This window comes from Longilinea arvoryzae, from assembly GCF_001050235.1.
Classification (GTDB): Bacteria; Chloroflexota; Anaerolineae; order Anaerolineales; family Anaerolineaceae; genus Longilinea; species Longilinea arvoryzae.
Window position 1 is genome coordinate 3937042 of the sequence record NZ_DF967972.1, and the last position, 12421, is coordinate 3949462.

The window sequence follows — 12421 nt, forward strand, 5'->3', positions numbered from 1 at the left end:
GCGACCGGGGGACAACGAGTCGCAATGGTCTCATCGAAATCCTTCAGCCATCGATGCGGAGGTACCCCATATGGTCACGATCACGCATCCATCGCTTCCCGCTTTCGAGTACATCCAGCCCAAAACGTTGGCCGAGGCCAGCCGGTTTCTATCCGAACATGCGGACGAGGCGCGCCCCTTTTTGGGCGGGACGGATCTCTTCGTTCGCATGCGCGATGGCGTCCTGTCGCCGCGCTTTTTGGTGGACGTCAAGAACCTGGACGGGACGAATGAACTGCGTTTCGATCCTCAAACCGGGCTGACCATTGGCGCGGCCGTCAGCATGAACCGGGTGATCGCCTCGCCCGACGTGCAGGGCATCTATCCCCTGCTGGCCGAAGCCTGCCGCTCGGTGGCCGGCTATCAACTGCGCACACGGGCGACCATCGTCGGCAACCTGTGCAACGCCTCACCGGCCGGAGATACCCTTGGCGCCTGCCTCGCGCTTGACGGTTTTCTGCACATCCACGGAACGGCCGGACCGCGCCGCGAAATGCTTTCCGATTTCTTTGTGGGGCCCGGAAAAACCACACTCAAACCCGGCGACATCGTCACCGCGGTCGGTTTCCCCCTGCCGCCCAGGGGCTGCGCCGGGGTTTATCTCAAACTGGGCCGCAACCGGTTGAGCGATCTGTCCATCGTGGGCGTGACCGTGTTGGGCAGCCCGGATCCCGGCCTGCCGTCCGGCGCCCATTTCCGCATCGTATTGGCATCGGTCGCGCCGGTGCCGCTGGTCGCCGTGGAAGCCGAAACTTATCTACTCGGGCAGCCGATCACACCTGAGACCCTCCATCGGGCCGCGCATTTAGCCAGTGAAGCTACAAAGCCCATCGACGATATCCGCAGCAGCGCCCGTTACCGCAAGCTGATGGTCGCCAGTCTGACCGAAAAAGCGCTCACCGCGGTGTGGAAGAAAATCCTTCAATAAATTGTGAAATTCTGGGAGGAATCCATGGCAATCCACCCGGTCCACCTTACCGTCAACGGCCATCTCGAGCAGGTCAACGTGCCTTCCAATATGACGCTTTTGGTTCTGCTGCGTGAAGTGTTGGCCTTGACCGGCACAAAAAACGGCTGCTCAGCCGGAGAATGCGGCGCCTGCACAGTTTTGCTGAACGGCGAGCCAGTGAACAGTTGCATGGTTCTGGCCGTCGAATGCGACGGCGCCGAAGTGACCACCGTCGAAGGGCTGGCAAATGATCGCCAGCTCGACCCCGTCCAGGAAGCCATCATTCAGGCCGGCGGCGTGCAGTGTGGTTTCTGCACGCCCGGAGTCCTGATCAGTTCGCGCGCGCTGCTCAACCGCAATCCGGAGCCGAGCGAAGAGGAAATCAAAGAAGCCCTGGTCGGCAATCTGTGCCGGTGTACGGGTTATTTCCGCATCATCGAAGCCGTCAAGCAAGCCGCCAAAGGGTAGGGTGGGCTGGTAGGGTTGGTAGAGTGGGTAGGGTGGGCTTTAGCCCACGAGACCCACCGAAGAATTGAAGAGGTGCTGCATGGGAAAAAACTTCGCTCGAAAATCAATCGATCCCGTAGGCGAGAGCAAACCGCGCATCGACGCGCGTGAAAAAGTTACCGGCGAGGGGCTCTACGCCGACGATATCCAGTTTGGCAACAAGTTATTGCATGCGCGCATCAAACGTAGCTCCTATCCGCACGCGCTGATCAAGAAAGTGGATATCTCCAAAGCGCTCGCCCTGCCGGGGGTGAAAGCCATCGTCACGGGCGACGATTTCGAGGGATACATCGGCCTTTACCTCAAGGACCGGCACATCTTCTGCCGCGACCGGGTGCGCTACGTCGGCGATCCGGTGGCGGGCGTGGCCGCGACAACCGAAGCCATTGCCGAGCAGGCAGTGGCCCTGATCGATGTGGAATATGAACCCCTGGTGCCCGTGTTCGACCCCGAATTCGGCGCCAGCCCGCAGGCTCCTTTACTCCATCCAGATCTGGGCCAGTACGCCGTGGCCAGTTTCATCCTGCCCGAAGCGGGCACGAATATCTCGAACCACTTCAAGATTCGCAAAGGGGATGTCGCCTCCGCCTGGGGAAAATGCAAAGCGGTCATCGAACGCCATTACCGCATTCCGCATATCCAGCATGTGCCCATCGAACCCCACGTAGCCATCGCGAAAGTCGACGAAGATGGTGAAATCACCCTGTGGGACAGCTCGCAATCCCCCTTCGCCCAGCGCGACCTCATCGCCGAGGCGCTGGGCGTCAGCCAGAGCAACATGCGTGTGATCGCGCCGCTGGTCGGCGGCGGCTTCGGCGGCAAAGCCGGTGTGAGCATGGAATCGCTGGCGGTGGCCATCGCCACCAAAGTCAACGGCTACCCGGTCAAGCTGCTGTTGACCCGCGAAGAGGAATTCTATACCGCCTTCGTGCGTCAGGGGATGGTGGCGCACCTCAAGATGGGCTGCGACGAAAGCGGCAAGCTCCTGGCTATGGAGAACACCTTCTACTGGGATGGCGGGGCTTACACGGAATACGGCGTAAACATCACCCGCGCGGCCGGTTACAGTTGCACCGGTCCCTATGAAGTGCCCAATGTCAGGGCAGACAGCTATTGCGTTTATACGAACCATCCGGTCGGCGGCCCGATGCGCGGTTTCGGCATGCCCGAGATGCACGCCGGTCTGGAACAGTGCATCGATGACTTGGCGCGGCAAATCGGCATGGACGCGGTCGAATTTCGACGCAGGAATTGTTTGAAAGCCAACAGCATCCTGCCCACCGGCGGAAGAATGCACCCCACCGGCCTTTCAGAATGTCTCGAAAAGGCCGCTGAAGCCATCGATTGGGGCGAAAAGTCCCCACCCAGCGCGCCCAACAAACGCCGCGGCAAGGGTCTGGCGCTGATGTGGAAGGCCCCGGCCATGCCCGGTAACGCCGGATCGAGCGCATGGATCAAGTTGGCTGAAGATGGCGTGCTGACCGTGGGCATCGGCGCGCAAGACCTCGGCCAGGGCGCCTTCACGGTGATTGCTCAAATGGCCGCGGCTGCCTTCGGCGTGCCCTACGAAAGCGTGCGCCTGGCGACGCCGGTGGACACGCGCTACAGTCCATACGAATGGCAAACCGTCGCCAGCCGCATCACCTGGAGCACCGGCAACGCCATCATTAAAGCCGCCCAGGATGCGCGTCATCAGGTACTGGAGCTGATTGCGAAAGCCTGGGATGAATCCCCGGATGATCTGGATATCGTCAACGGCATGGTGGTCTCATATAAAAGTGAGCGCGAGATACCGGTCAAGAATTTTGCCGTACAGGGGCTCCCCAAGGAAGGCGGCAAAGGCTGGATGGGTGGGCCCATCATCGGGCACGGTAATTTCATTCCCAGCGATGTCACCGGCCTGGATCCGGAAACCGGCCAGGGCGAGCACGCCGTCGTCCACTACACCACCGGCGCCCAGGCCATCGACCTGGAAGTGGACCTGGATACCGGGCGGATCGAAATTCTCAAAGGCGTGGCGGCTTTCGACGTCGGCAAGGCCATCAACCCCGAACTGGTGAAGGCGCAGATGGAAGGCGGTCTGGTGCAGGGCATGAGTTCAGCTTTATTCGAATGTCTGAAGCTGAAGGATGGTTACGTACAGAATCCCAGTTTCGTGGATTACCGCATCGCCACCGCCGCGGATATTCCGAAGATCGTCCAATCCATCCTGGTCGAAGTCCCGCAGGATGACGGCCCCTGGGGTGCGCGCGGCATTGGCGAACATTCGATGGTGGCCACCGTCCCGGCGATTGCCAACGCCATCTACAATGCCATCGGCCTGCGCTTCGACGGGCCGCCCTTTACCGCGGAGAAAATCTACCTGGCCATGCTGGATGCCGGCATCGTGAAAGGATCAAAATGATTATCCAGGCAATGATCAAACCAAGCGAATACCACGATTCGGTCAGCCTGATGCTGGTGGCCAGCGAGCTCTCCGGCCTGGAAGGCGTGCTGGACGCGGCCGTGGTCATGGCGACCGAAGCCAACAAAGCCATCTTGGCGGGCGCCGGGCTGCTCACCCCCGAGATCCGATCCGCCAACGCCAACGACCTGGTCATATCGGTCAAAGCCGGGGATGCCGGCCGCGCCGCGCAGGCCCTGGAGAAGGCCGAAGAGCTGCTGAAAAAGAAGGCTGCGCCGGAGACAGGCGGTTCGTTCAAGCCCAAAACACTGCGCAGCGCGCTGTCGCTGCAGCCGGACGCCAACCTGGCCGTGATTTCGGTGGCGGGGCGTTATGCCGCCGACGAAGCCTGGGAAGCCCTGCTGCACGGCCTGCACGTGCTGCTCTTCAGCGACAACGTCTCGCTGGAGGATGAAATCGCCCTCAAGGAATACGCCTGCGACCAGGGCCTGCTCCTGATGGGCCCCGGCGCCGGGACGGCCATCCTCAACGGGGTGGCGCTGGGCTTTGCCAACGTCCTGCCGCACGGCCCGGTGGGCATCGTCTCGGCGGCCGGCACCGGCCTGCAGGAGGTCAGTTCGCTGCTCGCCCGGCGCGGCGTGGGCCTCAGCCAGGGCATCGGCACCGGCGGGCGCGACCTCAAGCAGGAAGTCGGCGGGCGGATGTTCCTGCAGGCACTGCGCGCGTTGCAGGCGGATCCGGCCACGCAAGTGCTCGTCCTGATCTCCAAGCCGCCGGCTGAGGACATTGCCCGCCGCATTCTCCAGCAGGCCGCCGCGTGTGAGAAACCGACCGTGGTTTGCTTCCTGGGCGGCGATTTGAAATCCATGCCGCTGGTGGCCAATGTCATCCCGGCTCGCACCCTGCAGGAATGCAGCCTGCTGGCGGTGCAGGCCCTGCGGCCGGAAACCGGCGATATTCAGCCCCAGCTCGAGGAAGAGAAAATCCGACTGGCACGGCAGGCCCGCGAAATCAAAGGCCGGCTGGCCGCCTCGCAGCGCTACCTGCGCGGGCTATATTCCGGCGGAACGTTGTGCTACGAAGCTCAGGTGATCTGGAAAGACCTGCTGCACGAACCGGTCTCTTCGAACGCCCCCCTGCCAGGCGGTTTGACGATGCCGGATTCGACCCGGAGCAGCGGCCACTGCGCCGTCGACCTGGGCGAGGAAGAGTTCACCGTCGGGCGTCCGCACCCCATGATCGACAACAGCCTGCGCATTCGCCGCCTGCTGCAGGAAGCACGCGATCCGCAAACCGCCGTTATCCTGCTGGATGTAGTGCTGGGCTACGGTGCGCACCCCGACCCGGCCGGTGAGCTGGCCCCGGCCATTCGCCAGGCGCGCGAACTGGCCAGGACTGGCGCTCGCGAACTGGCGGTGGTGGCGTCCGTCACCGGCACGCAGGGCGATCCGCAGGGCCTGGGCCGGACGATTGCCACGCTCGAAGCCAGCGGCGCATTCGTCTGCGACTGCAACGCCGCCGCGGCTTATCTCGCCGGGTCGATCGTTTCCGGCTGAGCGGAGAATAAGACTATGCGCAAGGTCAACGACCTCTTTGGAAAAGAACTGATCGTCCTCAACGTCGGACTGACCTCCATGGCCGGTTCGGTCAAAGACCAGGGCGTCAAGGTGATCGACCTGGACTGGCGACCACCGCAGGAGGGCATCCCCCACCTGCGCCGCACCCGCAGCGGCGTGGATATCGACGCCGCCAACCGGGAATGCATCGAGCGCATCCAGCGCGGGCAAGCCGCGCTGCGCGGCATGGGCATCGCCCGCGACGTCATCCCAGGCATGCACGACCGCATGCTGTTGCACGCCGGGCCGCCGGTCACCTGGGAGCGCATGTGCGGCCCGCAGCGCGGCGCGGTGATGGGCGCGTTGATCTACGAAGGGTTGGCCGGTGATGAAGCCGACGCAGCCCGCCTGGCCGCATCAGGGGAGATCGAGTTCTCCCCCTGCCACCACCATCACGCCGTCGGGCCGATGGCCGGCGTCGTTTCGCCCTCCATGCCGGTCTTCATTCTCGAGAACAAGACCTTCGGCAACCGGGCTTTCTGCACACAAAACGAAGGCCTGGGCAAGGTGCTGCGCTACGGCGGCCTGGGGCCCGAAGTGACCGCCCGCCTGAAGTGGATGGAAACCGACCTCTACCCGGTGCTCGACCGCGCCCTGCAGACCCTGCCGGACGGCATCGATATCAAGAGCCTGATCGCGCAGGCGCTGCACATGGGCGACGAATGCCACAACCGCAACCGCGCCGCCACGTCGCTGTTCCTGCGCGCCATCGGACCGGCGCTGGCGCGCACGAACCGCGACAACGAAACGCTGGCCCGGGTGATCGAGTTCATCGACCGCAACGATCACTTTTTCCTGAACCTGAGCATGCCCACCGGCAAGGCCCTGCTCGAACCGGCCGAAGGCGTGGCCGGCAGCACCCTCGTCACCACCATGGCGCGCAACGGCACCGATTTCGGCATTCGCCTGGCCGCGGCTCCGCAGCGCTGGTTCACCGCGCCGGCCGGGGTGGTTCAGGGACTTTACTTTCCACAGTACAACGAGAAAGATGCCAACCCGGATATCGGCGACAGCACCATCACCGAAACCGCCGGTTACGGCGGCATGGCCATGGCTGCCGCTCCGGCCATCGTCCAGTTCGTCGGTGGCAGCCCACAGCTTGCCACCCAGACCACGCTCGAAATGTATGAAATCACCGCCGGAGAACACAAGGGCTTCACCATCCCGGCTTTGAATTTCCGCGGCACGCCGCTGGGCATCGACGTGCGTAAGGTTATGGAGACTGGCATTCTGCCGCAGATCAACACCGGCATTGCTCACAAGGATCCCGGCATCGGCATGGTCGGCGCGGGCATTCTGCGCGCGCCCGAGAAATGCTTCCGGGATGCCTTCGACTATTTAATGACCCTTTAAAACGACCTGGTTCTTCCGAATCCACCCAGGTTTCATCCTACCCGAAAGGAGAAATGATATGAAATTCCTGGATTTGACCATCCCGCTGGGGATTGCCACACCTCCCTGGCCAACTTACGAACCCCTGCAGATCAAGTATTTCAAGCGCCTGGCGCCCAACGGCGCCAACGGGCAGGTCATCACCCATTCCAACCATCTCGGCACACACCTGGACGGCGAGATTCACTTCCACACCCCCGGCAAGGACATCGCCTCGCTGGAGATGGATTACCTGGTGCATGAAGCCGCAGTCGTCGATTTGAGCGACGCCTGCGGCGATTACGACGTCTACACCAGCCGGATGGTCGAGGAGCGCGTCGAGGTGCGCGAGGGGGATATCCTCATCATCCACACCGGCTACCACCACTTCGGTTGGGACATGCCCACCGCCGACGAAGTGCGCTATATGGTCATGCACCCCGGCCCGGACCGCGAGTTCGCCGAATGGGCCAAACGTAAAAAGCTGCGCTGGATCGGCGTGGACTGCGGATCGGCCGATCACCCGATGAACACCATCATCCGGGATTGGATGCCGCGCCAGGCCCGTCAGGCGGACCGCGTGTTCCGCAAGAAATACGGCAAACCGCTGGCCGAATTCTTCGATGACAGCAAGTACCAGCTCATGCACCTGGAGATGTTCCCCTACGGCATCGTCCACGCCGAGTGCATCGGCGGGGATATCGACCTGATCGTCAACCGGCGCGTGCCCGTCGGCTTCTTCCCCTGGCGCTTCGTGGACGGCGAATCCTGCATCGGACGCTGCGTGGCCATCCTGGAAGACGATGAATACGCAGACCTGATGGCGAAGAAGGCCGGCATGCCGAAGACCAAGTTCGGCGACGCGATGGACGGCGCGCACATCGAACGCATCAACCGCATCAGCCAGGAGAACCTGGATCTGAAAGGGGAGTAAACCCTATGCCCATCGACATGGAACTCGAAGCCGTCTTGCGACCAGAACAATTACCCATGGCGCCTTACCCACCCAAGGTGATCACCCTGGCGAACGGCAGAAGAATGGTCGTGCGCCAGGCCAAACGCGAGGACGTGCCGGCCATATTGCATTCTGTGCGTCCGTGCCTGTCCATCGAGCGCGATTATTACGATATCGTCAGCGCGCGTCTCTACGGCGAGCTGCTGGCCTGGTACCGCTACCGGGTGAAGAGCGAGTTCTGCCTGTTGGGACAGGTGGACGGCTACCTGGTGGGCATCGTCAACAGCCGCATGGTGGATGAAAAGGTCGGCATGAGCTACCACACCCTGGCCATCGACCGCGGTTTGCGCATCGGCTCGCACCTGTTCGCCGCCAAGATGGAGCATCACATCGAATACCTCGGCCAGGAAGAGGTGCTCATCGTGGCCGAGAGCCCGATCGGCTTCCGGCGCTGGATGATCGAATACCCGCTCGAAAAGACGAACATTCCGCACGAACTGGGCGGCGGCGATTCCTACCGCCTGACGCGCCAGATCTACTATGCCGCCAAACCCCGCCTGGTGGTCGGCGACCGGCCCGTGCCGCCGGATTTGCTGGCCGAAGCCGAGGCGGAGATCAAGTTTGCCGACGACGACACCATCCGCGAGCGCATTTCCGGCTTGAAAGGCAGGTGACACCATGCGAGACGTTGCGATTATTGGCGCCGGCATGATTCCCTTCGGGCGGCGCGACGAAGACAGCCTGATGGATATGCTGGCCTACGCCTCCCTGAAGGCCCTCGACGACGCCGGGCTGGGGGACAAGTCCGTTGACGCGGTTTACGTCGCCAACATGGGCGCCGGCATCCTCCAGCACCAGACCTCGATTGCCAGTTCGCTGGTCGACCGCCTCAGCCTGCTGCCGGCCGCCGCGGATGTGGTCGAAAACGGCCCGGCTTCCGGCGCGTCCGCCATCAAGAATGGACTGCTGGCGGTCGCATCCGGGTATTATGACTACGTGCTGGTGGTGGGCGGCGAGAAGATGCGCGAGGTCACCGGCTGGCGCGCCACCGATTTCGTCGCCACCATGACCCACCCGCAGGCCGAATATCCCTACGGCATCACCCTGCCCGGCATGGCCGGCATGTTCACCCGCCTGTACATGGAAAAGTACGGCGTCACCCGCGAACACCTGCTGGCGGTCACATTGAAGAACCAGGCAATGGGTGCGCTGAACCCATACGCCCACGTCGAGATGACTCTCGACCGCGAGGGCATCTTCGACAGCCCGCACGCCGTGGTCAACAACCCGGTCGCCGCCGACCCGCTGCACCTGTACGACCTGTGCCCGGTCAGCGACGGCGCTGCTGCCGTGGTGCTGTGTCCGTTGGAATTGGCCAAAAAGCACGCCAAAGCGCCGGTGCTGATCGCCGGTTTCGGCCAGGCCACCGACACCCACACCCTGCAGGAGCGCGGAGACCCGACCGACCTTAAAGCCGTGACGCTGGCCGCCCAGCAGGCCTTCGAAATGGCAAAGATGAAACCGGCGGATATCGACGTGGCCGAACTGCACGACGCCTTCACCATCCTGGAAATCGCCGAGAGCGAGCACGTCGGCTTCTTCAAGAAGGGCGAGGGCGGCAAGGCCGCCGCCGCGGGCAAGACGCGCCTGGGCGGGCAGCTTCCCATCAATATGTCCGGCGGCCTCAAGGCGCGCGGCCACCCGGTCGGCGCCACCGGCGTGGCCCAGGTGGTGGATATCGTCTATCAACTGCGCCACGAGCTGCCCGAGAACCGCCAGGTGAAGAACGCCAAAACCGGCTTCACCATCAACTTCGGCGGCTTTGGCAACAACGTCGTCTCGTTCGTGTTGAAGAGGGTGGAACCATGAAAAAGACACCTCAAAGCGAGATTCCCATCACGGCGTATCGCTGCAAGAAGTGCGGCCGCATCCACTACCCCTTCCACGACCGCTGCCTGGATTGCAAAGGCCGCGAATTCGAGCCGCTGCATCCCCAGGGGAACGCCCGCCTGCTCACCTATACGGCCATCTACAACCTGCCGTGGGGCTTCGACCAGCGCTTTCTGCTCATCGGCGTGGCCGAGTTCGAGAACAAGGTCAAAGCCATGGGCCAGATCAAGGCCGAGTCGATCGACGTCCTGAAGTTGGGCATGAAAGTGCGGCCCAGTTGGGAACCGGTGCGCCAGCAGGCCGGAGAAGATGTGTATGGATTGAAGTTCGAACCGATCGAATAGATTATCGCTTCACCAATCCTCCGATAATAAAAAGGGGCTTCTTTGGACGGCGTTTGTCCATCAGAAGCCTCTTTTTGTGTTCTCAAAATGTAACAAAATCCGGGCAGTCTACTTTGTATCCGTCTTCCACAGAATCTTGGCGTCCACCGCCACGGCCTGATCCGGCTGGACGATGACCGGGTTGAGATCCATCTGCAGGATATCCTCGCGGTATTGTTCGCCCAGTTGCGAGACTTTCAACAGCAGTTCGATAAAGCCCTCGCGGTCGGCCTGGATACCGCGGAAACCCTCCAGCATCTTGTGCCCCTTCAGCTCGCGCAGCATTTCATCCGCGTCCTGGCGGGTGATGGGCAGGCGGCGGAAGGTGACATCCTGGTAGAGCTCGGCGGTGATCCCGCCCAGGCCGCACATGATCGATAGGCCGAAGGTGCCATCCTGGATCAGACCGACGATCATCTCGACGCCCTTGCCCACCATTTCCTCGATCAGGATGTCGCCGGATGCGAAGCGGCTGCGCATGTCGGCCACGGCGGCGTCCAGTTCGGCGCAATCCTTAATGCCGAGCAGCACGCCCTTCTGTTCCGTCTTGTGCAGGATCTCAGCCGAGCAAATCTTCACCACCAGCGGGTAGGCAAGGGGAACCGAATCCAGCTTCTGGCCAGCCTTCAACAGGATGGATTTTGGCACCCGGATGCCCAGTTCGTTGAGCGCTGTCTTGACCTCGTTCTCGGCGGCCGGAACGCCGGCCTTCAAGGGCAGCTTTGCCACCGGTCGCGCGGGTTGGGCAACGGCTTCTTTTGGATAGGTTTCGATCTTCCGCAGGAACTCGCCGCGTCTGGCGAGGGTGTCGATGGCCTGCACGCCGCGCCAGATGGAAGAATACGCCGGAACGCCGGCTTCGTTGAAGCGCCGCATGGCCTTGACGACCACATCCGAACCGATCGGGATGACGATGATGGGCTTCTTGCCCTTCCTGGCCCAGTGAATGATGATATCCGTCAGGCGCTCATCGACCGCCGGCGGCTGGTAGCCCAGCGTGCACAGGATGACGTCCACGCCCGGGTCATCCTGCAGCGCCGCAAACGACACATCCGCCATTTCGTTGTTCAGGCTGGCGGTCAGGTCGATGGGATTGCGAAACGCGGCGTATGGCAGCGCCACGCTGGCCACCTTCTTCTTCGTCTCTTCGCTCAATACAGCCAGCTTCGCGCCGATGCCGCGGTTGGTGGATTCGATGAAATCCGAAGCCACGATCCCCCAGCCGCCGCCGTTGGTCAGCACCGCCACCCGGCGATCCTGGATGGGTTTTGCATATGCCAGGACGTGAGCCGCGTCCAGCAGGTCGGGCGTGTCGAAGACGCGGATCACTCCAGCCTGGCGCAGCACGCCATCCGTGACCCGGTCGGAACCAGCCAGCGACCCCGTGTGAAGCTGTACGGCGCGCGCGCCGGCTTCAGAACGGCCGGCCTTCAACAGGACGACCGGTTTGTGCGGGATGATCCGGCGGCAGCGCTCGATGAAGCCCTGCGCGTCGGCAAAGCTTTCCAGGTACAGTGCAATGACGGCGGTCTCCGGGTCATCGGCAAAGTAATCCATGAATTCATTTTCGTTGACGTCCACCCGGTTGCCGAAACCCACGAAGGCGGAGATGCACGCCCCGCCCGTCAACCCAACCGCATCCAGTTCGCCCATGGCCGCTGATCCGCTCTGGGAGAGGACCGCAATGTTCCCCCGGATGGGACGGCGCATGTGTTCGATGGGCAGGAAATTCGTATCCAGGCCGCTTGACGGGACCTGAACGCCCAGCGTGTTCGGCCCCAGCAGGCGCGTTTGGCTGTTGCGCACCATCTTCACTAATTGTTCTTCGAGCGCGCGGCCGGCCTCGCCGGTTTCGCCGAAACCTCCGGCGACGGCAATGATGGCCTTCACCCCCATCTGGATACATTCCCGGGCAGCGCTCACGGAAGGCCCGGCCGGCAAAGCCAGCACGGCCAGGTCGGGAACTTCGGGTAGATTCAAGACCGAAGGATAAAGCGGCAGCCCGCAGGCAGTGGAGCCTTTGGGATTGACCCCGTATACGCGAAATTTACCGTTGATGACCTGTTTGAGGATAATGTTGCCGACTTTGCCCTCGGTCGCCGACGCGCCAATGACGACGACGGATTCGGGCTTTAACATGGCTTCGAGATTGTTTCCCATAGCTTCTCCACTTGAGGTGATCGTGTTAATCAATCGGTACCGGATCGTTGCAGGATGAGGTATCGATGAAGCGGGCGTCATCCTTGATCCGATTATAAAGGATTTGGGAAGTCCGGTGAAATCATTCGGCCGTATCAGGCCATTCAT

Annotated in this window: 10 protein-coding genes; 9 read left to right on the forward strand and 1 reads right to left on the reverse strand. The window is 62.3% G+C overall.

Translation table 11 applies throughout. The features are described from left to right. Positions 1–70: 70 nt before the first annotated feature. From LARV_RS17640 to LARV_RS17680, 9 genes are all read left to right on the forward strand, one after another. Complete coding sequence (locus tag LARV_RS17640; protein WP_075074880.1) at positions 71–967, forward strand: FAD binding domain-containing protein; 897 nt, start codon at positions 71–73, stop codon at positions 965–967. A gap of 24 nt (positions 968–991) precedes the next feature. Beyond that, positions 992–1456 (forward strand): (2Fe-2S)-binding protein, encoded by a 465-nt coding sequence (locus LARV_RS17645; RefSeq protein ID WP_075075293.1) that lies wholly within the window; start codon positions 992–994, stop codon positions 1454–1456. Positions 1457–1535: 79 nt separating this feature from the next. Then, positions 1536–3899, forward strand: coding sequence for a xanthine dehydrogenase family protein molybdopterin-binding subunit (locus tag LARV_RS17650; protein ID WP_075074881.1), 2364 nt, complete (start codon positions 1536–1538; stop codon positions 3897–3899). 11 nt (positions 3900–3910) lie between these two features. Beyond that, positions 3911–5455: an acyl-CoA synthetase FdrA gene (gene fdrA, locus LARV_RS17655; protein WP_201785937.1), complete on the forward strand. Its 1545-nt coding sequence runs from the start codon at positions 3911–3913 to the stop codon at positions 5453–5455. A gap of 15 nt (positions 5456–5470) precedes the next feature. After that, positions 5471–6868 (forward strand): YlbE family protein, encoded by a 1398-nt coding sequence (locus LARV_RS17660; protein ID WP_075074883.1) that lies wholly within the window; start codon positions 5471–5473, stop codon positions 6866–6868. Positions 6869–6926: 58 nt separating this feature from the next. Next, positions 6927–7820 (forward strand): cyclase family protein, encoded by an 894-nt coding sequence (locus LARV_RS17665; RefSeq protein WP_075074884.1) that lies wholly within the window; start codon positions 6927–6929, stop codon positions 7818–7820. Between the two features lie 5 nt (positions 7821–7825). After that, positions 7826–8515 carry a hypothetical protein gene (locus tag LARV_RS17670; protein WP_201785938.1) on the forward strand — a complete coding sequence of 230 codons (690 nt, stop codon included), beginning with the start codon at positions 7826–7828 and terminating at the stop codon, positions 8513–8515. 4 nt (positions 8516–8519) lie between these two features. Continuing rightward, positions 8520–9710, forward strand: coding sequence for a thiolase C-terminal domain-containing protein (locus LARV_RS17675; protein WP_075074885.1), 1191 nt, complete (start codon positions 8520–8522; stop codon positions 9708–9710). Beyond that, positions 9707–10075 carry a Zn-ribbon domain-containing OB-fold protein gene (locus LARV_RS17680; protein ID WP_075074886.1) on the forward strand — a complete coding sequence of 123 codons (369 nt, stop codon included), beginning with the start codon at positions 9707–9709 and terminating at the stop codon, positions 10073–10075. The genes LARV_RS17675 and LARV_RS17680 overlap by 4 nt, the downstream gene beginning before the upstream one ends. A gap of 108 nt (positions 10076–10183) precedes the next feature. Here LARV_RS17680 and LARV_RS17685 read toward each other — a convergent pair whose 3' ends face one another. After that, positions 10184–12274, reverse strand: a complete 2091-nt coding sequence (locus LARV_RS17685) for an acetate--CoA ligase family protein (protein ID WP_075074887.1) — start codon at positions 12272–12274, stop codon at positions 10184–10186. Positions 12275–12421 lie beyond the last annotated feature (147 nt).

Bases quoted from the DNA above. Each gene is read 5' to 3' on its own strand.
- LARV_RS17665 (WP_075074884.1), top strand. From the start codon at position 6,927: ATGAAATTCCTGGATTTGACCATCCCGCTGGGGATTGCCACACCTCCC.
- LARV_RS17670 (WP_201785938.1), top strand. From the start codon at position 7,826: ATGCCCATCGACATGGAACTCGAAGCCGTCTTGCGACCAGAACAATTA.
- fdrA (WP_201785937.1), top strand. From the start codon at position 3,911: ATGATCAAACCAAGCGAATACCACGATTCGGTCAGCCTGATGCTGGTG.
- LARV_RS17645 (WP_075075293.1), top strand. From the start codon at position 992: ATGGCAATCCACCCGGTCCACCTTACCGTCAACGGCCATCTCGAGCAG.
- LARV_RS17650 (WP_075074881.1), top strand. From the start codon at position 1,536: ATGGGAAAAAACTTCGCTCGAAAATCAATCGATCCCGTAGGCGAGAGC.
- LARV_RS17640 (WP_075074880.1), top strand. From the start codon at position 71: ATGGTCACGATCACGCATCCATCGCTTCCCGCTTTCGAGTACATCCAG.
- LARV_RS17680 (WP_075074886.1), top strand. From the start codon at position 9,707: ATGAAAAAGACACCTCAAAGCGAGATTCCCATCACGGCGTATCGCTGC.
- LARV_RS17685 (WP_075074887.1), bottom strand. From the start codon at position 12,274: ATGGGAAACAATCTCGAAGCCATGTTAAAGCCCGAATCCGTCGTCGTC.
- LARV_RS17660 (WP_075074883.1), top strand. From the start codon at position 5,471: ATGCGCAAGGTCAACGACCTCTTTGGAAAAGAACTGATCGTCCTCAAC.
- LARV_RS17675 (WP_075074885.1), top strand. From the start codon at position 8,520: ATGCGAGACGTTGCGATTATTGGCGCCGGCATGATTCCCTTCGGGCGG.